Genomic DNA, 24,195 nt, shown 5'->3' on the forward strand with positions numbered 1-24,195 from the left:
CATGAAAGCCTTTGCCATTCTTGCCGCGGGCCTTGCCGCGCTCGCCAGTGTCGCGCCTGCGCAGGACCTGCCCGATCTTCAGGGACGCGAGGTCGTGATCGCGACCGAGGACGCCTATCCGCCGCTGCAATTCGTGGACCCCGCGACCGGGGCTGCGATCGGCTGGGAATACGATGCCATCGCCGCCCTGGCCGAGCGGCTCAACTTCGTGCCGGTCTATGAAAAGGTGTCCTGGGACGCGATGATCGCCGCCGTCTCGCAGGAACAGTTCGACATGGGCATGACGGGCATCACGATCCGCGAGGATCGGGCCGAGCAGGTGGATTTCTCGGATCCCTACATGCGGTCCGAGATGTTCATGCTGGTGCGCGCCGACGAGGACCGTTTCGCGGATGCCGCTTCCTTCGCCGCGGACGCGGATCTGCTGATCGGGGCGCAGGCCGGCACGACGCCCTTCTATGTCGCGGTCTACGAGGTGCTGGACGGCAACGAGTCGAACCCGCGCATCCGCCTGTTCGAGACGTTCGGCGCCAGCGTGCAGGCGCTGAGGGCCGGGGACGTGGACCTGGTGCTGACCGATGGCACCGCCGGGCAGGGCTATGTCCGGGCCAATCCGGACAGCTTCAAGCTGGTGGGTGATCCGCTGGGGTCCGAGGATTTCGGCTTCATCTATCCCAAGGGCTCGGACCTGGTGCCGGTCTTCAACGCCGGGATCGCCGCGCTTGAGGCCGACGGGACGCTGGATGCGCTGAACACCAAGTGGTTCCTCGACTACAGCTTCGGCCAGTGAGCGGCCGCGCGTGAGCGCGCCTTCGCGACAGGACCGGCCCGACTTCCCATGGTGGCTTGTCATCCTGGGGGCGGCCGGGCTGTGGCTGGGCTGGCGCGTTCATGCCGACGACCTGCATGCACAGATCTTCGCGACGCTCTGGCGCGGGGTGGGGGTCACGCTGTTCGTGACGGCCGTGGCCTTTTCCGCGGCCTGCGCGATGGGGCTGGTGCTGGCCGTGGCCAGCCTGTCGCGGCTGGCCCTGCTGCGGCAGGGGGCGCGGCTTTACATCGAGGTGGTGCGCGGCATCCCGATCCTGGTGCTGTTGCTCTATGTCGCCTTCGTCTTTGCCCCGGCGCTGGTTGCGGCGGCCAATGCGGTGCTGGAGCCGCTGGGCTTCGAGCCGCTGAGAACGCGCGACCTGAGTTTCCTGTGGCGGGCGATCATCGCGCTGGCGATCGGGTATTCGGCCTTCATCGCCGAGGTGTTCCGCGCCGGCATCCAGTCGGTGGACCGCGGCCAGATCGAGGCGGCCGAGGCGCTGGGCCTGAACCGCTGGCAGCGGTTCCGGCTGGTCGTTCTGCCGCAGGCGCTGCGCACCATCCTGCCCCCCTTGGGCAACGACTTCATCGCCATGGTCAAGGACAGCTCGCTCGTTTCCGTGCTGGGGGTGGCGGACGTGACCCAGCTGGGCAAGGTCTATGCCGCGGGTTCCTTCCGGTATTTCGAGACCTACAACATCGTCGCCTATATCTACCTGCTGATGACCATCGGGCTCAGCCTGGCGTTGCGGCGGATCGAGCGTCGGCTGCGGGCGCGTCACTCCTGAGCCGCGCGCGGGGCGGTCGCCGGATGCCTCCGGCGGGGATATTTGAGGAAAGTGGAAGGCGGGCGGCTTGCCTTGACGCCTTTGCGGCAGTATCCGGGGCAAGATTGTTGCGTGAAGGGAGGCGGCCTTGGCCCAGGACGATCCGCAGCTTCTTGTATCGACCGAATGGCTGGACCGCCATCTGGGCGCGCCGGACCTGAAGGTTCTGGATGCCAGCTGGTATCTGCCGGCCGAGGGGCGCGACCCGAAGGCGGAATATGACGCGGGCCATATCCCGAGTGCACGCTTCTTCGACATCGACGAGATCTCGGATGCGAAATCGGACCTGCCGCACATGGCGCCGCCGGTGGAGAAATTCGTCAGCCGCATGCGGGCCATGGGCATCGGCGACGGGCATCGCGTCGTCGTCTATGACGGTGCGGGGCTGTTCTCGGCCGCGCGGGTGTGGTGGCTGTTCCGCCTGTTCGGCAAGCGCGACTGCGCCGTGCTGGACGGTGGCCTGCCGAAATGGAAGGCCGAAGGCCGGGTGCTGGAGACCGAGCCTCCGCAGCTGCGCGATCGTCATTTCACCGCGCGGCGCGACGCGAGCCTGGTCAAGGACGTGACCCAGGTCGCCGCCGCCTCGAAGCTGGGGGACTGGCAGATCGTCGACGCCCGCTCGCCTGGGCGGTTCCGCGGAGCGGAGGCGGAGGTGCGCCCCGGCCTGCGCTCGGGCCATATCCCGGGGGCGAAGAACGTGCATTATCGCCAGTTGCTGAACGACGACGGCACCATGAAGTCCGAGGAAGGCCTGCGGCTGGCTTTCCTCGCGGCGGGCGTCGATCTGGCGCGGCCCGTGATCACCAGCTGCGGGTCGGGTGTCACGGCGGCGATCCTGAGCCTGGCGCTCGAACGGCTGGGCCATCCGCAGCACGCGCTTTACGACGGTTCCTGGAGCGAGTGGGGCATGTATGGCGACCTGAAGGTCGAGACGGGATGACGGAGCTGCCGGCCGGGTCGGAGGTGGAGGTCATCATCACCTGTCTGGAGATGACCACGCGCCCTGAGGGGCCGCGGCCCGACATGCCGATGGGCCCGCCCATGGCGCTGCTTTCGGCCGAGGCGCCGCCGGCATGGTACTTCCTGGATCTCTATCGCGCGGTGGGACAGGACTACGAGTGGACCGACCGCTTCGAGGACGATCCCGAGGATCTGCGCCGTTGGCTGGCCGACCCGCAGGTCACGCTCTGGACACTGATGCGGTCCGGCTGGCCGGCCGGCTTCTTCGTGCTCGACGGTCGGGCCGAGGGCGAAGTGGAACTGAGCTATTTCGGGCTGGTGCCCGAGGCCGTGGGGATGGGCCTGGGCCTGTGGCTGCTGCGGACGGCGGTGCATCTGGGCTGGGACCGGCCCGGCATCCGCCGGCTGATGGTGGAAACCTGCACGCTGGACCATCCGCGGGCGCTTGGCCTATATCAACGCGCCGGATTCGAACCCGTATCACAGGCGCGCAAGACCCGGATCCTGTCGCGACCGCGCCAAATGACGCCCCCAGGGAGGAGCACCGAGGACCATGCTTGAAAAGCTGACCCCGCAGCCGCCGGACAAGATCATCGAACTGATCGGCATGTACCGCGCCGATCCGCGCACCGAGAAGGTCGATCTTGGCGTCGGCGTCTACAAGGACGAGAAGGGCGCAACCCCGGTCATGCGGGCGGTCAAGGCGGCCGAGAAGCGGCTGCTGGAGAGCCAGACCTCGAAGTCCTATGTGGGCCTTCTGGGCGACCTCGATTTCAACGCCGCGATGCGCGGGCTGGTCCTGGGCGATGCGGTGCCGGCCGGGCGCGTGGCCGCCGCGCAGGCGCCAGGCGGCACCGGGGCGATCCGTCAGCTGCTGGAACTGGTGAAGCTGGCGAACCCGGGCGCCAAGGTGTGGTATTCCGATCCGACCTGGCCGAACCACCCCGCCATGGTGCGTCATGTCGGGCTTGCGTCCGCGACCTACCGCTATTTCGACAGCGCGACCTGCACCGTCGATTTCGCGGCGATGATGGCGGACCTGGACGGGCTTTCGGCCGGCGACGTGGTGATCCTGCATGGCTGCTGCCACAACCCGACGGGTGCGAACCTGGATGCGGCGCAGTGGGATCAGGTCACCGACCTGCTAAACGCGAAAGGCGCGATCCCGTTCATCGATTTCGCCTACCAGGGTTTTGGTGACGGGCTGGATGCGGATGCGGCGGCGGTGCGCCGGATGGTGACGCGGGTGCCGCAGATGCTGATCGCGGCCAGCTGCTCGAAGAATTTCGGGCTTTACCGTGACCGGGTCGGCATCGCCATGGCGGTGGCGCAGGACGCGGCGACGGCCGACCTGGCCAAGGGCGCGCTGTCCTCGCTCAATCGTCTGAACTTCTCTTTCCCGCCGGACCATGGCGCGAAGGTGGTCGAGATCATCCTGAACGATCCCGAGCTGCGCGCCGACTGGCAGGCGGAGCTTGAGGAGATGCGGACGCGGATGCTGGAACTGCGCGCAGGGCTGGCCGAGGCGCTGCGGCGCGAGACCAATTCCGACTCCTTCGATTTCGTGGCGCATCACCGCGGCATGTTCTCGCGCCTGGGCCTGAGCCAGGAGCAGGTGATGAAGCTGCGCGAGGAAAGCGGCATCTACATGGTCGGTGACAGCCGCGTGAACATCGCGGGCCTGCCCGCCGACAAGCTGGATGCGCTGGCCAAGGCGATCGTGCGGGTCGCCGGGTGACATGCCCTCCCGCGCGCATGCCGCAGGGTATGCGCGCGGGCCTCAGGCCGCGCTGCGGGCCGCCGGGCGCAGCAGGATGCGGAACCGTGCGCCGCGCGTTGATGGCATGATCCGCAGGTCGCCGCCCAGGTTGCGCATGATCTCGCGGCTGATGGGCAGGCCGAGGCCGGCGCTGCCGGCAAGGGTCACTTCGCCCAGTCGGGTGAATTTCTCGAACACGCGTTCCCAGTCGCCGGGCGCGATGCCGGGGCCGTCATCCTCGATGTCGAGCGCCACCTGATCGGGCGCCACGATCGCGCGGATGCGGATTTCGCCGCCCTCGCGGGCGCCGTATTTCACCGCGTTGGTCACCAGGTTGATGATGACCTGCGCGAGGCGGTCGAAATCGGCGCGCACCGGCGTCTCCATGCCGTCGGGCTCGACGACCAGGCGGGCGCCCGAGGCCGCGCGCAGGCCTTCGGTGCTGATCGCGGCGCTTTCGACGGCGGCGCCGAGCGCCACGTCCGTTACCTTGAGCCGGGCCTTGCCGCTTTCGAGGAAGCTTAGGTCGAGGATCTCGTCCAGCAGCCGGGTCAGGCGCTGGCTTTCCTCGTGGATGATGCCCACGAAACGCTGCACGTCGCCGCTGTCGAGGTCCGGTCGCTCGCGCAGGATCTCGGCGAAGGAACGGATCGAGGTCATGGGCGTGCGTAACTCGTGGCTGACCTGGCTGAGGAAGGCGTCCTTCTGCGCGCCGACCTCGGTCAGACGGGCATTGGCGCGGCGCAATTCGCCGGCTGTCTTTGCCAGTTCCTTCGACTGGCGTTCCAGCTGCTGGCTGTATTCCACGATCTGCGCCGTCTCGTCCGCCATGCGGATCAGCTCGTCCACCGATATCTGCCCGCCGCGCGTGATCTGGCTGACCATCGCATGGGCCGATGCGGCGCCGACGGAGCCGGCCAGTTCCCGCTCTATCCGGGCGATCAGCGCATCGTCGGCCTCGGGCAGGCCGGCCGGCTTCGATTGCGCCCGTGCCGCCTCGGCGAACAGGCGGTGGGCGGTTTCGGTGCCGAGGATCCGCTGGGCAAGGGTGAACAGATCCTCGGAGGTGGCCGAGCGCGGCAGGACCATGGCGCCCGTGCCGCCCTGCCGGTGTGCATCCACGAATTGCGCCCCCTGCACCCGCTCCAGAAGCCGGGGGCGCGTCAGAAGCGAAACGGTGACGAAGCCGATCACGTTCAGCGACAGGCTCCAGAAGGTGGCATGGACCAGGGGATCGCCGAAATCCTCGCCGAACAGGGCCTGCGGCCTGAGGCTTGCGATGCCGAACGGCCCTGAGGCGATGGCGGACGAGGACAGGAGGAACCCGCCCTCGAAGCTGGGCAGAAGAAGCGTATAGGCCCAGAGCGCGAAACCGAGGCCGATGCCGGTCATCGCCCCGGCCCGGTTCGCGCCCCGCCAGTAGATGCCGCCGATGAGGCTGGGCAGGATCTGGGCCACGCCGGCAAACGAGATCAGGCCGATGGATGCCAGGGCCGCCGATCCCCCGGTGATCAGGAAATAGAGATATCCAAGCGCGAGTATCGCGCCGATCGAGACCCGCCGCGCCATCAGCACGACAGAGCGGACATCGCCGCTGGTCTGGGTGCGGGACTTGTCCATTGCCAGCCAGACGGGCACCACGACATGGTTCGAGATCATGGTGGATAGCGCGATGGCCGAGACGATGACCATCGAGGTCGCGGCCGAGAAACCGCCAAGGAAGGACAGAAGTGCGATCCCCTCGGAACCCTGCGACAGGGGCAGCGTCAGCACATACAGGTCGGGGTTCGCCCCTTCCGGCATCAGCGCGCGCCCGGTCACCGCGATGGGCAGCACGAAGAGCGAGATCATCAGCAGATAGGCGGGAAAGGCCCATGCCGCCGTGGCAAGGTGGCGCTCGTCGGCGTTCTCGACCACCATGACCTGGAACATGCGTGGCAGGCAGATCACGGCGGTGGCCGAAAGAAAGATCAGCGTGACCCAGCGCGGGCCGAATACGCCCTCGTGCGGGCCGCTTTCGGGCAGCACGGCAAAGGTGGGGCCCGGCCCCGCGTTCAGTCCCCAGACCACGAACACGCCGACCGTCACGAGGGCGACCAGCTTGACCACCGCCTCGACCGCGATGGCCGAGACGACGCCGAAATGCTTTTCGTTGGCATCGATGGTCCGGGTTCCGAACAGGATCGCGAACAGGGCCAGTCCGGTGGCGAACCAGAAGCCGGTCACGGCGGGGCCCGCCGCCGTCTCGCCGCCGATCGCCGCGATGCTCAGGGTGAGGGACTGAAGCTGGAGCGCGATGTAGGGCGTCGTGGCGATCACGGCGAGCAGCGTCACGATGACGCCCAGCGACGCGCTCTTGCCGTAGCGCGACGAGATCAGGTCGGCGATCGACGTGATCCGCTGCGCCTTGCCGATCCGCACCAGCTTGCGCAGAAGGAACCACCAGCAGAACATCACGAGCGACGGGCCGACATAGATGGTGACGTATTCGAGCCCGTTGCGTGCCGCCGATCCGACCGCGCCATAGAATGTCCAGCCCGTGCAATAGACCGACAGGGACAGCGTGTAGACGATGGGAGAGCGCAGCCAGAAATGGCGGCCCCGCGCGGCGCGGCGTTCGGCCCAGAAGGCGATTAGGAACAGCGCGAGGCTGTAGAGCAGGCAGACCGTGACGAGGATGTCGAGCGTCAGCATGGGACGGTTCCTCGCGGGCTATTCCGGCTCGCCCGTCCCGTATAGGCGCCTGGCAAGATACAGCGTGCACAGGATCAGCCCGGCCCAGACGCTGAACACATAGAGATAGACCGCCGGGATCCCGAGGATGCGCGGAAATCCCGCTACGATGTTGAGCACGGGCGACACCAGAAGAAGCACGCCCAGGATGGGAAGGAACGCCGCCGCATCCTCGCGCTTGTGACGCTCTAGCGCCCGTTCGGCCAGATCGGCGTTTTCGCCGCGCCGGGTCATTGGCCCGCCAGCCGCTTCACGGTCGCCACGACCTCGGCGTTGGAGAAGGGCTTGGTCATGAACTCCGTCACGCCCAGCTCGGCTGCGGTGCGCCGGTCCTGGGCCTGCCCCTTGGCCGTCAGCATCAGGACCGGGGGACGCGGGGTCTGATCCGGGCCGAGCGCGCGCAGATCGCGCAGGATGTCGAAGCCTGATCTGTTGGGCAGCATCACGTCCAGGATCACGACGTCCGCCCTGCTGTCGGCCACACGTTCCATCGCCAATGCGCCATCGCTTTCGACCACCACCTCGAACCCTTCATGGGTCAGCAGGAAGCGAAGCGCGTCGGCGATGTTCGGTTCGTCCTCGACGATCAGGACCCTCTGGGCCAAGTCACATTCCTCCCCTCCGGCTTTGCCGGGCCGCGGATTTTTCCGCTGTTATCCAAATGTTTTACGAACTCGCCTGCGCGCTGTCACGGAAAACATCCCCCGGGTGCGCAACTCACCCGATCAGGGGCCGTTCCACTCTGGCGGTGCAGTCCTGCCGCGTGCAGATCCTGCAGGCGGTGCCTACTTCTCGCAGGGGCATCGGGGGCAGGTCGGGCAGGTCGCGCTCGCCCGCGATCAGCATGGAGGCGGCGATGTCCGCAGACTGGCCGAAGCGGGGCGGGGTACGGGGCGCTGCATGGGTGCAGGTCACGAAGGTTGCGCCATTATCGTGCCGGATACGTTCGAGGATCGGCTGGCCGGGGCGGGCAAAGCCCTGGAAAAGTGGCCACAACGGGCAGGCATTGCCGTGCCGTGGCAGCGCGAAGTCTGCCAGCGGGCGGCGCAGCAGCGGATAGCCGGATGCGCTGACGACGATCAGCCCGAAGTCGGGGGCGTCGATCTTCGGCCGGCGCAACACCGACAGGCGGCGGAACACGGCGGGGATATCCACGCCGAATGCCTGCGCCAGCGTCGTCGGATCGAAGCGGTGCGCGCTTGCGGCTTCGGCAAAACGGTGCAGCGGCATCGCCCGCGCATCCGCTGCATATGCCAGCAGATGCGCGCGGATCAGGTGCTGTCCGCTACCCCCCGGAACGTCCGTGGCCAGATGGGCGTCGATCGCCGACTCCATGGTGCCTGTAAAATCGGTGTCGGACCGGGCTGCCGCGTCCTCTGCCGCCTCGTCGAGCCAGTGGAAAACATAGGCGTTGCGCGCGAGATACTGGTCGCGCGTCTCTTCGGCGGTGGCGGCCAGGTCCGTGCGCGCCGCCGCCGCGCCCAGGTAGTCGGCCAGCGCCTGCGCCGCCTCTGACAGGCGCTCGCTTTCCGCGTGCATGCTTTCGAGAAAGCGGCGCCCCTGTGCCGGGTCGATATTGGCGACCTGCGTCATGATCCCGGCGGCCGAGCGGATCGCGGTGATATTCGAGAGCATCGCGTGCACGGTGTCCGACAGGAACGGGTCGTGGGTCAGGCGGTCGGACAGCGCCGCGATCACGCCGCGCTGGTCCCGGTCCCGGGTCTTGAGCGTCACCAGAAGCTGGGCCCAGTCCTCGAAGCGCCCGGCAAGCGCCTCGGCGGTCTGCGGGTCCGCCCCTGCCTCGGGGTGTTCGGCGGCTGCCGCCTTCAGGTCCGGTACCAGCCCCGGGGCGCGCCCCTCTGACAGGTCGGCGGGCCGGAGGCCCAGCGTTTCGGCGATGGCGTTCAGGGTCGCGCCGCCGATTCCGCGGCGATTGTGCTCGATCAGGTTCAGGTAGGATGGCGATATCCCCACGGCCTGCGCCAGCGCCACCTGGGTCATGCCGATGCGGATGCGAGCCTCGCGGATTCGACTTCCGGCAAGCGATGCGGCCATGGCGAGCGCCTTTCCAATCAAGTGCTTGCTGCGACGCAAGGTAAAGTAATTTACAATGTTGCAGTGCAGCTATGCAAAAATTTTACAAAAAAACTGTTCATGCGCAATGATTTATTGCGTGATTGACAGGTCCGGCGCGATACTGCGGCGTGCAGGAAAGCACCGGCCCGCCTGTGGTCGATAGAAGATATCCTTGGGAGGATCGCGAATGTCTGGAAACAAACTCAATCGCCGTGGGCTGCTGAAATCGGGCGCCGTGCTTGGTGCAGGGCTTGCGATGCCCACCATCTTCACCAGCTCTGCCCGCGCGTTCACGAACGAGCCGACGGGCTCGAACGTCGTGCTGGGCTTCAACGTGCCCCAGACGGGCGCCTATGCCGATGAGGGTGCCGACCAGCTGCGCGCCTACCAGCTGGCGGTCGAGCACCTCAATGGCGAAGGTGACGGTGGCATGCTGAATACCTTCACCTCGAAGGTGCTGGACGGGACCGGGATCCTTGGAAAGCGTGTCGATTATGTGACCGGCGACACGCAGACCAAGTCCGATGCGGCCCGCGCGAGCGCGCAGTCGATGATCCAGAAGGACGGCGCAGTCATGATCTCCGGCGGCTCGTCGTCGGGTGTGGCGATCGCCGTGCAGGGTCTTTGCCAGGAGGCCGGCGTCATCTTCATGGCCGGTCTGACCCACTCGAACGACACCACCGGCAAGGACCGCAAGCGCAACGGCTTCCGTCATTTCTTCAACACAGAGATGTCGGGCCGCTCGATGGCCCCGATCCTCGAGGCGAACTACGGCACCGACCGCAAGGCCTATCACCTGACTGCCGACTACACCTGGGGCTGGAGCCAGGAAGGGTCGATGAAGACCTACACCGAGGCGATGGGCTGGGAGACCGTGGCCGCCGTGCGGACCCCCCTGGGCGCGACCGACTACTCGCAGTATCTGACGCCGGTGCTGAATTCCGGCGCTGACGTGCTGATCCTGAACCATTACGGCCGCGACATGGTCAACTCGCTGACCCAGGCGGTGCAGTTCGGCATGCGGGGCCGCGAGGTGAACGGCAAGCCGCTCGAGATCGTGGTGCCGCTCTACTCGGAACTGATGGCGCAGGGTGCGGGCGAGAACGTGCGCGGCATCTTCGGTTCGGCCAACTGGGACTGGAAGCTGCAGGATGACGGCACCAAGGCCTTCGTGAAATCCTTCGGCGAGAAGTATGGCACCCCGCCGAGCCAGGCGGCCCATACAGGCTATGTGCAGGCGCTGCTTTACGCGGACGCCGTGCAGCGCGCCGGTTCGTTCAACCCCTGTGCCGTGGTCGAGGCGCTGGAGGGCTACGAGTTCGACGGCCTGGGCGACGGTCCGACGCTGTACCGGGCCGAGGATCACCAGTGCATCAAGCAGTGTCTGGTGGTGCGCGGCAAAGAAAACCCCACCGACCAGTACGACCTGCTGGAGATCGTCGAGATCGTCCCGGCCGAGCGTGCCGGCTACCCGGTGGACCACCCCGACTTCCAGGGTGGCGATCTCGGCGCCTGCAACCCCGGCGCCTGATCCGGATCGCGTGACCGGCCGGCCGTCCCGTCGGGGCGGCCGGTCCTGCCGTCCTGTCGGACGGCCCATCCAAGCGGGAAACACTCCATGGACGCCATTCTCCTTCAGATCGTGAACGGCCTCGACAAGGGCAGCGCTTATGCGATGATCGCACTGGGCCTGACGCTGATCTTCGGCACGCTCGGGGTCGTCAACTTCGCCCATGGGGCGCTCTTCATGGTCGGCGCCTTCTGCGCCGTGGTCATGGACCGGATCCTTCGGCTGTCCACCGTCAGCGTCGATCCGACCAGAACCGACTTCCTGGGCAACCCGCTCAAGGTCGAGACGCCCTACGTCCAGACATGGTTTGGCGATTTCGGCGCCACGCTGATCAATTATTCGGTGCCCCTGTCCATCCTGCTTGCGATCCCGGTGATGATCGTGGTCGGCCTTGCGATGGAGCGTGGCCTGATCAAGCATTTCTACAAGCGCCCGCACGCGGACCAGATCCTGGTGACATTCGGCCTTGCGATCGTGATGCAGGAGATCATCAAGGCGATCTTCGGCGCCAACCCGATCCCGCAGCCAGCACCCGATGCGCTGCGCGGGGCGCTCGATATCGGCCTGTGGCTGGGCTTCGAGGCGAACCAGGTCATCTATCCCATCTGGCGCTTCGTCTATTTCATCTTCGCGGTCGTGCTGATCGGCGGCGTGATCCTTCTGCTCAACTACACCACCTTCGGCATGGTGGTGCGCGCCGGCATGGCCGACCGCGAGACGGTCGGACTTCTTGGCATCGACATCGACAAGCGTTTCACGGCCATGTTCGGACTTGCGGCCATCGTGACCGGGCTTGCCGGCGTGATGTATGCGCCGATCGTCAGCCCGGACTATCACATGGGGATGGACTTCCTCGTGTTGTGCTTCGTGGTCGTCGTGGTCGGGGGCATGGGCTCGATCCCCGGCGCCGTCGCCGCGGGCTTCGTGCTGGGCATCCTGCAAAGCTTTTCGGCCATGAACGAAGTCAAGGCCATCATCCCCGGCATCGACCAGATCATCATCTACCTTGTCGCCGTCGTCATCCTGCTCACCCGGCCCCGTGGCCTGATGGGCCGCAAAGGCGTGATGGAGTAACCGGCCATGACCAGCACAAAGACCAACGACGCGCTGCTGTTTGTTGCAGTGGCCATCGCGGCCCTGGCCGCGCCCCTGATCCTTGCACCGTTCGGGGCAGGCTATCCCGACCTGATGCAGCGCTTCGCGATCTACGGGATCTTCGCGATCGGCTTCAACATCCTGTTCGGGCTTACCGGCTATCTGTCTTTCGGGCACGCTGCGTTCCTGGGTGTCGGTTCCTACTCGGCGGTCTGGATGTTCAAGCTACTCAGCATGAACATCGTTCCGGCCATCGTGCTCGGGGTGGTGATCTCGGGGCTCTTCGCCCTCTTGATCGGCTTCATCTCGCTGCGGCGGTCGGGGATCTACTTCTCGATCCTCACGCTGGCCTTCGCCCAGATGAGCTACAACCTTGCCTATTCGGTGCTGACCCCGATCACCAACGGCGAGACGGGATTGCAGATCCTGCTGTCCGACCCGCGTGTGCTGGACGGGCCGTCCAACGGATCGCTGCCGGTGACGATGCTGTTCGGGCTGGAAATGCGTGATGTGTTCTGGAATCCGACCGTCTTCGGCTATGAGCTGCAATTCAGCTACGGCTACTATGTCTGCGCGCTCATCATGCTTCTGTCGTTTTACATCTCGATGCGGATCTTCCGTTCGCCCTTCGGCATGATGCTGCGCGCGGTGAAGACCAACCAGAACCGGCTCAGCTACACCGGGATCAACACCCGGCCCTACACGCTGGCCGCCTTTGTGATTTCCGGCATGTACGCGGGTCTTGCGGGCGCGCTTCTGGCCTCGATGGATCCGCTGGCAGGGGCCGAGCGGATGCAGTGGACCGCCAGCGGCGAGGTGGTGCTGATGGTGATCCTGGGTGGTGCCGGAACCCTGCTCGGGCCGGTCCTGGGCGCGGGCTTCATCAAGTATTTCGAGAACATCCTGTCGAAGATCAACAGCAACACGCTGGACGGCTGGTTCGCCTTCATGCCGCAGGGCATGGGCGATGCGGCGGCATGGCTGGTCAGCCCCTTCGTCGGTTCGGGCTGGCACCTGACGCTGGGGGTTCTGTTCATGATGGTCGTCATCTTCCTGCCCGGCGGGCTGATGGAGGGGGCGCAGCGCATCATGAACCTGGTATCCGGAAAATCCCGCAAGCGGGCTGGCGAGGCGACCGCCTCGACCCCGGCGGAATAAGGAGCGGGGCGAATGGGTATCCTCGAGGTCCAGAACGTGAACAAACGCTTCGGCGGCCTGCAGGCGTTGAACAACGTGAACCTCAACGTTCAGAAGGGCACGGTCCACGCGATCATCGGCCCGAACGGTGCGGGCAAGTCCACCCTGCTGAACTGTTTCGTCGGGCGGCTGACGCCCGATACCGGGTCGGTGATGTTCGATGGGCAAAGCCTGCTGGGGCTGACACCGCACCAGATCAACCAGACCGGCGTGAGCCGTGTGTTCCAGACGCCCGAGATCTTTACCGACCTGAGCGTGCTCGAGAACGTGATGATCCCCGCCTTTGCCAAGCGTGACGGGTCGTTCCGGCTGAACCCCTTCGGCAAGGTGCAGTCCGAGGCCGAGATCCGCGACCATGCCGAGGAGACGCTGCGCGACATGGGACTTGCCGACAAGCGCAACATGCTGGCCAGCGAGATGTCGCGCGGTGACAAGCGACGGCTGGAAATGGCGATGTGCCTGGTCCAGGATCCGAAGCTGCTTCTGCTGGACGAACCGACCGCCGGCATGGCGCGAGCCGACACGAACAGGACCATCGACCTGCTCAAGCATATCGGCGAGACGCGCGGCATCACCAAGGTGGTCATCGAGCACGACATGCACGTCGTCTTTTCGTTGGCCGACACGATAACGGTTATGGCGCAAGGCGCCGTGATCGTCGAGGACAAGCCCGAAAACATCAAGGGTCACCCGAAGGTGCGGGAAGCCTATCTTGGGGAGGCGCAGGTATGACGCTGCTCGATACAGATTACGACAAGATCCGCACCGGGCATAAGGACCGCCAGGAGCCGGCCTATTTCCAGGTTCATGCGGTCGAGGCCTATTACGGTGAAAGCTACATCGTGCAGGGGGTCAGCTTCAACGTGCACGAGGGCGAGATCCTCGCGCTTCTGGGCCGCAATGGCGCGGGCAAGACCTCCACGCTGCGGGCCATCGCGCGGGTGGACAATCCCGCCCTGCGACATGGCGAGATCTGGCTCGACCATCAGCCGCTGCACAAGATGAAGGCGCATCAGGCATCGGCTTGCGGTGTGGCGCTGGTCCCCGAGGATCGGCGCATCATTCCGGGACTGACCGTGGAAGAGAACCTGCAACTTGCGCAGATCGCCCCGCCGGTGGGCTGGTCGATCCAGCGCATCTACGAGCTGTTCCCGCGCCTTGGCGAGCGGCGCAAGCAGGAGGGCGTGACCCTTTCCGGGGGCGAGCAGCAGATGCTGGCGATCGGCCGGGCGCTGGCGCGCGACGTGAAGCTGCTGCTGCTGGACGAGCCCTATGAGGGGCTGGCGCCGGTGATCGTGCAGGAGATCGAGCGCACCCTGAAAGAGATCAAGAGCCTTGGCATGACGACGGTCATCGTCGAACAGAACGCCATCGCGGCACTCAAACTGGCCGACCGGGCGGTGATCCTCGACATGGGGCAGGTGGTCTTCGACGGCGCCGCGCAGGAGGTTCTGGACAACACCAAGCTGCGTGAAGAGTATCTCGCCATCTGAGCTTGGCCCCGTGCTTCCGGCGCGGGGACGGATCGAAAAGACGAACCAGGGACGGAAACGCCATGGCTGACAAGACCTATCCCCCCTCCGCCGAGATGGCGGCGGCGGCGCATGTGAATGCCGAGACCTATGCCGAGATGTATCGCCGGTCGATCGCGGACCCGGAGGGGTTCTGGGCCGACGAGGGCAAGCGCATCGACTGGATCAAGCCCTTCACCAGGGTGAAGAACGTCTCCTTCGCTTATCCCGACGTGTCGATCCGCTGGTACGAGGATGGCACGCTGAACGTGGCGGCGAATTGCGTGGACCGGCATCTGGCGACGCGGGGCGACCAGACCGCGATCATCTGGGAACCCGACGACCCCAAGGATGCCGCCCGGCACATCAGCTATGCCGAGTTGCACGAGCATGTGTGCAGGTTCGCCAATGTGCTGAAGTCGATGGGCGTCGAAAAGGGTGACAGGGTGGTGATCTACCTGCCCATGATCCCCGAGGCAGCCTATGCCATGCTGGCCTGCGCGCGGCTCGGGGCGGTGCATTCGGTGGTTTTCGCCGGCTTTTCGCCCGACGCTCTGGCCAACCGCATCGACGATTGCAAGGCGAAGGTCGTCATCACCGCCGACGGCGCGCCGCGCGGCGGGCGGGTCACGAACCTGAAGGACAACGTCAACCAGGCGCTGGTGAACTCGAACACCGATCCGCTCTGCCTGGTGGTGCGGCGGACCGGGCAGCAGGTCGCCTGGGTGTCGGACCGCGATCGCTGGCTCCACGAGATGGAGGCCGAGGTTTCCGCCGACTGCCCGCCGGCCGAGGTGGGCGCCGAGGATCCGCTCTTCATCCTTTACACCTCCGGCTCGACCGGCAAGCCGAAGGGGGTGGTGCACTCTTCGGGCGGCTACCTGGTCTATGCCGCGATGACCCAGCAGATCACCTTCGACTACCATGATGGCGATATCTACTGGTGCACGGCGGATGTGGGCTGGGTCACGGGGCACAGCTACATCGTCTATGGCCCGCTCGCGAACGGCGCGACCACCCTGATGTTCGAGGGGGTGCCGACCTACCCGGATGCCAGCCGGTTCTGGCAGGTCTGCGAGAAGCACAAGGTCAACCAGTTCTACACCGCACCGACGGCGATCCGCGCGCTGATGGGGCAGGGCAACGCCTTTGTCGAGAAATGCGACCTGAGCTCGATCAAGGTTCTCGGCACCGTGGGCGAGCCGATCAACCCCGAGGCCTGGAACTGGTACAACGACGTCGTCGGCAATGGCCGCGTCCCCATCGTCGATACCTGGTGGCAGACAGAGACCGGCGGCCACCTGCTGACCCCGCTGCCCGGCGCGATCGCGACCAAGCCCGGCTCGGCCACGCTGCCCTTCTTCGGCATCGAGCCCGCTGTGCTGGAGGCCGAAAGCGGCAAGGAAATCGCCGAGACCGAGGCGACCGGCGTCCTGTGCATAAAGGACAGCTGGCCGGGCCAGATGCGCACCGTCTGGGGTGATCACGAGCGCTTCGTTTCGACCTATTTCGAGCAGTACAAGGGATACTACTTCTCGGGTGACGGTTGCCGACGCGATGCCGACGGCTACTACTGGATCACCGGGCGCGTGGACGACGTCATCAACGTGTCCGGCCACCGGATGGGTACCGCCGAGGTCGAGTCGGCGCTGGTCGCCCATGAAAAGGTCGCCGAGGCAGCCGTGGTGGGCTATCCGCACAAGATCAAGGGCCAGGGCATCTATGCCTATGTCACGCTGATGAACGGGGTGGCCCCCACTGACGATCTGCGCAAGGAACTCGAGGCATGGGTCCGGCGCGAGATCGGGCCGATCGCCAAGCCCGACCTGATCCAGTGGGCGCCCGGCCTGCCCAAGACCCGCTCGGGCAAGATCATGCGCCGCATCCTGCGCAAGATCGCCGAGAACGATTACGGAGCGCTGGGCGACACATCCACCCTTGCGGATCCCGGCGTGGTCGAGGACCTGGTCGAGAACCGGATGAACCGGGACTGAGAACGGCCTCTTGCGGCGGTCGGCACGTTCCGGCCGCTGGCGCCCCGTCCGGGTTGCGCTCGGGCGGGCAGCGTGCTTGATTTCCCTCGAGCAGCGAGAGGAAATTTCAATGCGTGGATTTGCAGCCTTGATCTGTGTGGGGGTGCTCGCGGCCTGTGGCGCTGGCGGTCCCGTCGGCATCGGTGGCTCGGTCGAGATGTCCGACACCTGCGATGCGCGAAGCCAGCGTGGGCTGGTGGGCGATGTGATCACGGATCGTGCCGCCATCGCCGTCGCCGCCCCGAAGGTTCGCTTCATCGGGCCGGGTGATTCCGTGACGATGGACAACCAGCCCGACCGACTGAACATAGAGCTTGATGCGCAGGGTGTGGTCACGCGGGTCTACTGCGGCTGATCTCAGTCTTCGGGCCCATCCTCGGCGATCATCTGCGTCTGGCCCTGGCGCGTCATTTCGCGGATCAGACGCACCACTTCCTGCTGGGCGCTTTCCCCTTCGCGGGGCGTCACCTCGGGCATCGCGGACAGTTCTTCCGCCAGCCGCTCTGCCAGCCGGCGCGACAGGTTCTGCAGGATGAACTCCGCCGAGGGGTTGTTCTGTGCCTGCCCCCATTTGAGCGCGGTGAGCAGGGTCTGCTCCTCGATTTCCTTGGCGATGACCGGGATCGAGCGCGGATCGACGCGGTTGCGGATATCCGCGAAGGTGAACATCGTGCGCAGCACTTCCTTGTGTAGTGCCGGCCGCTCTCCTTCGATGAAGTCGAGGAACTTTTCCCGCCCCTCCGAGGACATGTTGTTCATCATTCCGGCGATGATGTCTGCCGGCTTGCGCGAACGCTGGGTGCGCTGCAGGGCGGACAGGAAATCGCTGGCGATCACCCGCTCTACCATTTCGGCGACCAGCGGGTCCGGGGTCGGCACCGGGGACAGGCGCAGCACGGTCAGCTGGGCGAACTCCCGGTCCAGCCGCTCGAGCACCGCCGCTGCCTTGTCGGGGCGCAGTTCCGACAGGATCACGGCGGCTGTCTGCGGATGCTCGGCACCGACGAAACTGGCCAGAGCCGCGGTCGAGACGTCGTTCAGCTGCTTCCAGGCGCGGCGAGTGTCGCCCCCTTCGACATCCAGCATGATCTTCTCGATGGTGTTGTCGTCGAGCACCTCGGACAGAAGCCTTCGGGCGGTGTGACTGCCGCCCGAGACCTCTTCCTCGGTGCCGATGGACAGCAGGAACTCGGCGATGACGCTGTCGAGCATTTCCTTCGGAATATGCTCCAGCCGGCTGATGGCGATGGCGGTGCGGGTCAGCGCTGCCTCGCTCATGTTCTTCAGGAACTCCGAGGCCACCTCGGGACCGATCGCGGCCAGGATGATCGCCGCCTTCCGGATCGGGGTAAGGTCGCGGTACTTCTGGCTTGCGGAATCGCGCATCGCCTCCCAGGGCTGCGGCAGGCCTTCGCCGGTCTGCGGCACCATCAGCCGCGTGCCGGTCGGATCCGGCTGAGCCATGTCGCGGCCTGAGTTGCTCATGGCGCATAGCTCCGTACCATCGCGCCGGCCAGCAGCGACCAGCCGTCGGCAAGCACGAAGAAGGCCAGCTTGAACGGCAGCGACACGACGGCCGGTGGCACCATCATCATGCCCATCGACATCAGGATCGCGGCGATCACAAGGTCGATGACGAGAAAGGGCAGGAAGACCAGGAAGCCGACCTCGAAGCCGCGCTGGATCTCTGACAGAAGAAAGCCCGGCACCAGAAGCGACAGGTCTGGCGAGACGCCTGCCTCGGGCAGCGCGCGGCCCGAGGACTGCGCCAGCAGGCGCAGGGTTTCGGGATCGGTCCGCCCTTCCATGAAGGTGCGGAACGGGGCGATCCCCTGCCGGAACGCGGTTTCCGCGTCGATCGTGCCGTCAAGCGCCGGGCGCACTGCCGTGGTCCAGGCCTCGGTGAATACCGGCTCCATGACGAACCAGCCTGAAAGCAGCCCAGATCATAGCTGCGGGCGCCGGCAGCGTGACGGGTGCGGACATAGTCCAGCGCCTGCTCCGGACTGTCGAACCACTTGCCCTCCCCCTCCATGTTGACGGTCCAGGGCCAGGGCAGGTGCCGCCCGTCCAGGGTGCGCCCCGTCTCGGTCAGGGCGATCGCGCGCAGCACAGCGAACGGCACGCCGATTGCCTGTGAGGCATGAAGCGCCGCCTCTTCGCAGATGGCCGCGATCCGAGCGTCCGCAAACGAGGCGCGGGGAACCAGCGCCATCAGCAGGACAAGCAGGCAGGACAACAGGCGGGGCAAGCGGGGATTCTCCTCCGGGGCGGGCCGTGTACAGGCCTAGCCTCCAACCGCTTGCGAAAGCGTAAAGAAGAGGTGGTCTTCCGTCAGGCGCCGCGCCGCCAGAGCGGGCGCACCCGAAGAAACGCGCGGTAGCCCAGTTCCAGCAGATCCACCAACGGGCGGCGGTCCAGGATCACCGCGATCCGGCGCAGCCTGGGGCTGGCCCGCCAGACTGCCAGGAACGCCCGTGCGCCGCTGGTCACCGATCCGTCCGTGCGCCGCACATGGAAGCGGGCAAGGGCCTCTTCCCGGGCGATGCCGGGCAGTACCGCATCCGGGGCCGTCACATCGGTGAACAGGGTCGACTCCAGTCCCCTCATCTGGCGATAGACCGCAATTTCACGGCGGCAGATCGGGCAGCCGCCATCGAAATAGATCTCTTCCGCTGCTTGCGGATCGTTGGGTCTGTTGCTCATGAACCCGCAAATAGCCCTGCGTCCGCAGCGCGCAAGGCGTTGCGCCCGCGGCACCGCGTCCTATCTGGCGGCGCGACCCAAGGGAGAGCCGCCATGTCCGACGCCTTCGATTTCCTGCCCATCACCCGCGCCCATGCCCTGGCGCGGCTCGAGGCGTTCCGCCCCCGCATGGGGCGCGCCTATGCCGATGGGCGCAATCACGACCTGGGCCCGCGCGACCGGTCCAACATCTCGTGCCTGTCGCCCTATGTCCGCCGGCGTCTGGTGACGGAGGAAGAGGTGGTCGCTGCCGCGTTGGGCGCGCACAGCCCCTCGGCGGCCGAAAAATTCGTGCAGGAGGTCGTCTGGCGCGCCTATTTCAAGGGCTGGCTGGAACAGCGGCCATCGGTCTGGACAGGCTACCGCACGGGCCTTGCGCAGGATCTGGCGCAGGCGAGGGGCAATGCCGGTCTGCGCCGCGCCCTGGCGCAAGCCGAGGAGGGCGGCACCGGCATCGGCTGTTTCGATGCATGGAGCGCGGAGTTGCGCGCGACGGGCTATCTGCACAACCACGCGCGGATGTGGTTCGCCTCGATCTGGATCTTCACCCTGAAGCTGCCCTGGCGGCTGGGGGCGGATTTCTTCCTGAGGCATCTGCTGGACGGCGATCCGGCGTCGAACACGCTGTCCTGGCGCTGGGTGGCAGGGCTGCACACGCCGGGCAAGAACTATGTCGCGCGGTCCTCGAACATCGCGAAACATACCGAGGGGCGCTTTGGCGGGATCCACGGCCTTGCGCAGGATCCGCCGCCGCTGTCGGGCGACGACAACCCGCCGCGCGGGGCGCTGAGGGATTTCGCCACACCCAAGCCGGGTGCGGTGCGGGTGCGCCTCCTCACCGAAGAGGACGGCCATGTCGAAAGCCTGCCGCCACTCGCGACGGCGGCCACCGCCACGCTGCGGCTGACCGACCGGCGCAGCCCGCGCGACGTGGCCCGGATGGTTGCCGATGCCGATGCCGCGGGACTTGCAGATGCCGCCATGCGGGCCGGAGGCGCGGCCGCGGCGTTCGAGATGCCCGGACCCGATCAGGTCATCGCCTTCGCGAAGCATCACGGCGCGACCGAGATCGTGACCGCCTACCTGCCGGTGGGCTGGGTGCGGGACTGGTTCGACCAGGCGCGCCCGGCCTTCGAGGCTGCGAACCTGCGGCTGGTCGAACAGCGGCGCGACTGGGACGCCGCCTTCTGGCCGCATGCGACCGCCGGTTTCTTCAAGGTGAAGGAAAGGATCCCCGCGGTGCTGCGCTCACTCGGACGCGGCCCCGGCGACCTCCCCCTCTTCGCGGCCGCCGAGAAACGATAGGATAATTGCGGCGAACAGTTCCGGCGCCTCCTCGTGCATCAGGTGGCCCAGGTCGGGATACCGGATCAGGCGGGCTGCCGGCATGCGCCTTGCCTGCGCGATGGTGGTCTCGGGCGGCACTGCCCGGTCGCGCAGCCCGATGCCAAAGAGCGTCTGCGTCGCGATCGAGGGCAATGCCGCGATCAAGGGCGCTAGGTCCCAGCGCGCCATCATGCGCAGCGTGCCCTCGACATGGCGGCTGTCCGAGATGAGCCGCTGGTAAAGCGCAAGTCCGCGCGCGTCGATCCGGCTGCCAGTTCCCTCGATCAGGCTGCGCACCGCGCCGGGGCGGGATGCGGTTCGGGCAAAGACTGGGGCGGTCAGCGGGTTCAGCACCAGGAGTTTCGCCAGCGGCGGGAACAGCAGGCCCGCCAGCCCCTGGAACGGCATCAGCGCCGCGTTCAGGCCAAGGATCCGGGGCACCTTCAGCCCATCGGCGGCCAGCCGCAACGCGATGGCAGCCCCTGCCGAATGACCCACGATCAGATCTGGGGCGAAATCCTCCTGGCGCAGCAGCTGGGCGACATCCTCGGCCATCTGCGGCAGACCGCTGCGCCCGGATGGCGACAGCTTGCTGAAGCCGTGGCCGGGCAGGTCGGGCGCAAGGATCTCTGCATGGGGCAGCAGCAGTGGGATCAGGTCGCGCCAGCTGTGGCTCGAGGCGCCGGCGCCATGGAGCAGCAGCAGACGCGGCCCCGACCCGCCGCGCTGCACATGCCAGCGCAGGCCCGGCGCCGGGACCATCCGGCTGAGCTGGCGGTTCGGCCAGTCGCCCCCGTCTTTCGCCCAGTCCATCCGCTCAGGCCGCCCCTGGAACGGGTGTCAGCGCCGCGCGCAACGTCGCGTCGAGCGTGCGCGCGTCCGCCCGTGGCATCGGCAGGTACAACGCCCCCATCGCTGCCGCGAGCGCCTTCGCCGCGTCCTGCGGGCGGGGCGAGGTATCGAGCAGCAGCGCCGGCGTGCCGGCCGCGCGCAACATCCGCGCCGCCGCCAGCGCGTCGTTGCGCGCCGTCTCGCGGCCGGGCGTGCCATCGCGGGCGATGTTCGCGCGCCCGTCGGTCAGCAGCGCCACATGCGGCATCTGCCCGCGCCGCCGCAGTCGGTCGGCCAGCAACGCCGCTGCCTCGATCCCTGCGGCAAGGGGCGTGCCGCCGCCGCCGGGCAGCGCCGAAAGCCGACGCTTGGCCTGCACCAGGCTGCGGGTCGGCGGAAGAAGCAGCTCGGCCGTCTCGCCGCGAAAGGCGATCAGCGCCACCTGCTCGCGGCGGACATAGGCCTCGGCCAGCATCAGTTCGATCGCGCCCTTGGTTTCTGCCAGCCGCGTCATCGCCGCGGAGCCCGATGCGTCGACGGCGAAGATCACCACCTTCTCGCGTTTCTCGTTGAACTGGCGGATGCGGAAGTCGTCGGGCGTGACGATCACCCGACCCGGAGCAGTGCCGGCCATGCCCCGCCGCAGCGGCTGCCACGGCGCGGCCGCGCGAAGCGTCGCGACCAGGTCAAGCCGCCCGCCGCTTCGCGGGTCGCCGCGCCTGGTGCCGGCGGGCCTGCCGCGCGTCTTGCTGCGCTGGTCATCACCGGCGCCGGCGCCCTGTGCGTTCGACCCCCGGCTGAGTGCGCCGGCGGCGGCGAGGCGGCTCAGCAGGTCCGGGGGGATCGCCGCCTTGACAGCCTCGAGCAGCAGTTCCTCGGGAATCTCGAGCGGTTGCGAGCGGCCTTCGCTTTCGTCCTGATCCTGCTGGCTGGGCTCGGGCGGCGGGGGCGTCTCTGCCGGGGGCTCTTCCGTTTCGGCCTCGGGCAGGCGCCGGGCGCGCGGGGCGAGCACGAGTGCCGCCGCCAGTTCCGCCTCGGCCACGCCGGCCTCGGCCTTGCCGCGCAGCGCCGCCGCGGCGCGGGCGCAGCGCAGGGCCAGAAGCGGGGCGCGCAGCGATCCGATCCCGAATGCAGCGGCGGCGCCGGTCAGCGCCTCGGACAGATCGTCGGGCACCTGCACGCGGGCCAGCGCGTCCCTGGCAAGGGCACATTCCGCAGCGTCGAAGCCTGAAAGCGGCACAGCCCGGTCGCGCAGGGGGCTAGGGGCCAGCGCCACGGCGAATGCCAGCCGGTCGGCAATGGCTGGCGGAACCTGATCCTCCTCGCCCTCATCGAGTGCGACAAGCGCGAAGCGCGCGCCGGCGTCCATCGCCTGGCCGAGACGCGCGGCCAGGCCGACGGTCATCCGCTCGGCCATCGGAACCACAAGCGTGCCACGGCCCATGTCGGCCAGCAAGCCGGCCGCATGGACGGGCCGTCCCGCCGCCAGCGTCGCGGCAAGGTCGAGCCCGCCGAAGATGCGGTCCTCTCCCGCATCCACGGGGAGTCGGCGGGACGCATGCCCGGAAAGCGCCAGCGCCGCGGCGATCCACGCCTCTCGCGCCAGACAGGCGCGGGCGCGCAGCAGGATGCCGCCCAGCCCGGGATCCACCGCCAGCAACGCCGCGGCCCAGTCGGCGGGCGGGATGGCGGGGGTGTCGGTCACGCGGGCAGAACCTCGTCGATGATGCGCTGGACGCGGGTGGTGGACCCGGCCTCGTCCAGCGGATCGCGCCGCAGACGGTGACGCAGGGCAGAGGGCGCGACGCTGCGCAGATGCGCGCCGGTCACTGCATCGGCGCCGTCAAAGGCAGCCAGCGCACGGGCGGCGCGCATCAGGGTCAACTCTCCACGCAGGCCATCAGCGCCAAGGGCGATGCACAGTTCGGCCGTCTTTTCCAGGATGGCATCCGAGACCGCGACCGCGCCCAGCCGTTCGCGCGCGGCCATGATCTTCTTGCGATGCCGCGTATCGGCCGTTCGCCATTTCTTCAGGAACGGCGCGGGGTCACGCTCATAGGCGTCGCGGCGGCGGATGACCTCTACCCGTTCCCTGATGTCGCGGGGCGAGGCGACCTCGACCGAAAGGCCGAAACGATCCAGAAGCTGCGGCCGCAACTCGCCTTCCTCCGGGTTGCCGGAACCGACGATCACGAATTTCGCCGGGTGGCGCAGGGAAAGCCCCTCGCGCTCGACCACGTTCTCGCCGCTGGCGGCCACGTCCAGCAGCAGGTCGACAAGATGATCCTCCAGCAGGTTCACCTCGTCGATATACAGATAGCCGCGATGGGCGCGCGCCAAGAGACCCGGCTCGAACGCCTTTTCGCCGCGGGTCAGGGCGCGTTCCAGGTCGAGCGCGCCCACGACCCGGTCCTCGGTCGCGCCAAGCGGCAGGTCCACCACCGGCGCGGGCCGCGTCTGCGCGGTCTTCTTCGGATGCGCGCCGCAATGGGGGCAGGCCGGATCGGGGGCGGCAAAGGCGCAGTTGTAGGGGCAGCCCGCCACCGCTTCGATCGGGGGCAGCAGTGCTGCAAGCGAGCGGACGGCGGTGGACTTGCCGGTGCCGCGGTCGCCGAAGACCAGGACTCCGCCGATGGACGGGTCGATCGCGGTCAGGGTCAGCGCCTGCTTCATCTCGTCCTGTCCGACAATGGCGGAGAAGGGGAAAGGCTGGATGGTCATG

22 protein-coding genes and 1 pseudogene are annotated in these 24,195 nt (G+C 67.2%); 13 read left to right on the forward strand and 10 right to left on the reverse strand.

Annotated features, from left to right (window positions below):
* Position 1: 1 nt before the first annotated feature.
* The 5 genes from HMH01_RS02585 to HMH01_RS02605 all read left to right on the forward strand — a co-directional run bounded on the left by HMH01_RS02585 (position 2) and on the right by HMH01_RS02605 (position 4,335).
* Positions 2 to 790: a transporter substrate-binding domain-containing protein gene (locus HMH01_RS02585; protein WP_171322177.1), complete on the forward strand. Its 789-nt coding sequence runs from the start codon at positions 2 to 4 to the stop codon at positions 788 to 790.
* 10 nt (positions 791 to 800) lie between these two features.
* Complete coding sequence (locus tag HMH01_RS02590; RefSeq protein WP_171322179.1) at positions 801 to 1,598, forward strand: ABC transporter permease subunit; 798 nt, start codon at positions 801 to 803, stop codon at positions 1,596 to 1,598.
* Between the two features lie 127 nt (positions 1,599 to 1,725).
* Positions 1,726 to 2,577 carry a 3-mercaptopyruvate sulfurtransferase gene (sseA, locus tag HMH01_RS02595; RefSeq protein WP_171322181.1) on the forward strand — a complete coding sequence of 284 codons (852 nt, stop codon included), beginning with the start codon at positions 1,726 to 1,728 and terminating at the stop codon, positions 2,575 to 2,577.
* A complete protein-coding gene (locus HMH01_RS02600; RefSeq protein WP_171322183.1) occupies positions 2,574 to 3,158 on the forward strand; it encodes a GNAT family N-acetyltransferase in 585 nt (194 codons plus the stop codon). The genes sseA and HMH01_RS02600 overlap by 4 nt, the downstream gene beginning before the upstream one ends.
* On the forward strand, positions 3,151 to 4,335 hold the full coding sequence (locus HMH01_RS02605) for an amino acid aminotransferase (RefSeq protein WP_171322185.1): 1,185 nt from the start codon (positions 3,151 to 3,153) through the stop codon (positions 4,333 to 4,335). The genes HMH01_RS02600 and HMH01_RS02605 overlap by 8 nt, the downstream gene beginning before the upstream one ends.
* Positions 4,336 to 4,377: 42 nt before the next feature.
* Here the strand turns inward: HMH01_RS02605 and HMH01_RS02610 are convergent, their stop codons facing one another.
* From HMH01_RS02610 to HMH01_RS02625, 4 genes are all read right to left on the reverse strand, one after another.
* Positions 4,378 to 7,050, reverse strand: coding sequence for an ATP-binding protein (locus tag HMH01_RS02610; protein ID WP_171322187.1), 2,673 nt, complete (start codon positions 7,048 to 7,050; stop codon positions 4,378 to 4,380).
* Positions 7,051 to 7,068: 18 nt separating this feature from the next.
* Complete coding sequence (locus HMH01_RS02615) at positions 7,069 to 7,323, reverse strand: hypothetical protein (RefSeq protein WP_171322189.1); 255 nt, start codon at positions 7,321 to 7,323, stop codon at positions 7,069 to 7,071.
* Complete coding sequence (locus HMH01_RS02620) at positions 7,320 to 7,694, reverse strand: response regulator transcription factor (RefSeq protein ID WP_171322191.1); 375 nt, start codon at positions 7,692 to 7,694, stop codon at positions 7,320 to 7,322. Before HMH01_RS02620 ends, HMH01_RS02615 begins: the two co-directional genes overlap by 4 nt.
* Before the next feature lie 112 nt (positions 7,695 to 7,806).
* Positions 7,807 to 9,144 (reverse strand): helix-turn-helix domain-containing protein, encoded by a 1,338-nt coding sequence (locus HMH01_RS02625; protein WP_171322193.1) that lies wholly within the window; start codon positions 9,142 to 9,144, stop codon positions 7,807 to 7,809.
* A 208-nt stretch (positions 9,145 to 9,352) separates the two neighbouring features.
* Here HMH01_RS02625 and HMH01_RS02630 point away from each other — a divergent pair, with 208 nt between their 5' ends.
* From HMH01_RS02630 to HMH01_RS02660, 7 genes are all read left to right on the forward strand, one after another.
* Positions 9,353 to 10,696 (forward strand): substrate-binding protein, encoded by a 1,344-nt coding sequence (locus tag HMH01_RS02630; protein ID WP_171322195.1) that lies wholly within the window; start codon positions 9,353 to 9,355, stop codon positions 10,694 to 10,696.
* Positions 10,697 to 10,783: 87 nt separating this feature from the next.
* Complete coding sequence (locus tag HMH01_RS02635; protein WP_171322197.1) at positions 10,784 to 11,809, forward strand: branched-chain amino acid ABC transporter permease; 1,026 nt, start codon at positions 10,784 to 10,786, stop codon at positions 11,807 to 11,809.
* A gap of 6 nt (positions 11,810 to 11,815) precedes the next feature.
* On the forward strand, positions 11,816 to 12,988 hold the full coding sequence (locus tag HMH01_RS02640) for a branched-chain amino acid ABC transporter permease (protein WP_171322199.1): 1,173 nt from the start codon (positions 11,816 to 11,818) through the stop codon (positions 12,986 to 12,988).
* A gap of 12 nt (positions 12,989 to 13,000) precedes the next feature.
* Positions 13,001 to 13,759 carry an ABC transporter ATP-binding protein gene (locus HMH01_RS02645; protein WP_171322201.1) on the forward strand — a complete coding sequence of 253 codons (759 nt, stop codon included), beginning with the start codon at positions 13,001 to 13,003 and terminating at the stop codon, positions 13,757 to 13,759.
* Complete coding sequence (locus tag HMH01_RS02650) at positions 13,756 to 14,520, forward strand: ABC transporter ATP-binding protein (RefSeq protein WP_171322203.1); 765 nt, start codon at positions 13,756 to 13,758, stop codon at positions 14,518 to 14,520. Before HMH01_RS02645 ends, HMH01_RS02650 begins: the two co-directional genes overlap by 4 nt.
* Positions 14,521 to 14,582: 62 nt before the next feature.
* Positions 14,583 to 16,532 (forward strand): acetate--CoA ligase, encoded by a 1,950-nt coding sequence (gene acs / locus HMH01_RS02655; RefSeq protein WP_171322205.1) that lies wholly within the window; start codon positions 14,583 to 14,585, stop codon positions 16,530 to 16,532.
* Between the two features lie 109 nt (positions 16,533 to 16,641).
* Entirely contained in the window at positions 16,642 to 16,926 is a 285-nt protein-coding gene (locus HMH01_RS02660; protein ID WP_246237258.1) for an I78 family peptidase inhibitor, read from the forward strand.
* Positions 16,927 to 16,928: 2 nt separating this feature from the next.
* Here the strand turns inward: HMH01_RS02660 and HMH01_RS02665 are convergent, their stop codons facing one another.
* From HMH01_RS02665 to HMH01_RS02675, 3 genes and pseudogenes are all read right to left on the reverse strand, one after another.
* Entirely contained in the window at positions 16,929 to 18,056 is a 1,128-nt protein-coding gene (locus tag HMH01_RS02665) for a flagellar motor switch protein FliG (protein WP_171322207.1), read from the reverse strand.
* A pseudogene (locus HMH01_RS02670) lies at positions 18,053 to 18,499 on the reverse strand (flagellar type III secretion system pore protein FliP); the annotation flags it as partial. The gene HMH01_RS02665 and the pseudogene HMH01_RS02670, both read right to left, overlap by 4 nt.
* A gap of 406 nt (positions 18,500 to 18,905) precedes the next feature.
* Entirely contained in the window at positions 18,906 to 19,277 is a 372-nt protein-coding gene (locus HMH01_RS02675) for a thiol-disulfide oxidoreductase DCC family protein (protein WP_171322211.1), read from the reverse strand.
* A gap of 93 nt (positions 19,278 to 19,370) precedes the next feature.
* Between HMH01_RS02675 and HMH01_RS02680 the strand changes: the two genes are divergently transcribed.
* Positions 19,371 to 20,621 carry an FAD-binding domain-containing protein gene (locus tag HMH01_RS02680; protein ID WP_216366746.1) on the forward strand — a complete coding sequence of 417 codons (1,251 nt, stop codon included), beginning with the start codon at positions 19,371 to 19,373 and terminating at the stop codon, positions 20,619 to 20,621.
* Here HMH01_RS02680 and bchO read toward each other — a convergent pair.
* The 3 genes from bchO to bchI are packed head-to-tail and all read right to left on the reverse strand — an operon-like array spanning position 20,565 to position 24,194.
* Entirely contained in the window at positions 20,565 to 21,455 is an 891-nt protein-coding gene (gene bchO, locus HMH01_RS02685) for an alpha/beta fold hydrolase BchO (protein ID WP_171322213.1), read from the reverse strand. The two genes, HMH01_RS02680 and bchO, sit on opposite strands and share 57 nt — an antisense overlap.
* Before the next feature lie 4 nt (positions 21,456 to 21,459).
* Entirely contained in the window at positions 21,460 to 23,178 is a 1,719-nt protein-coding gene (locus HMH01_RS02690; protein ID WP_171322215.1) for a magnesium chelatase subunit D, read from the reverse strand.
* Positions 23,175 to 24,194: a magnesium chelatase ATPase subunit I gene (gene bchI / locus HMH01_RS02695; protein ID WP_171322218.1), complete on the reverse strand. Its 1,020-nt coding sequence runs from the start codon at positions 24,192 to 24,194 to the stop codon at positions 23,175 to 23,177. Before bchI ends, HMH01_RS02690 begins: the two co-directional genes overlap by 4 nt.
* Position 24,195: the final 1 nt, after the last annotated feature.

The sequence above is a fragment of the Halovulum dunhuangense genome (assembly GCF_013093415.1).
Classification (GTDB): Bacteria; Pseudomonadota; Alphaproteobacteria; order Rhodobacterales; family Rhodobacteraceae; genus Halovulum; species Halovulum dunhuangense.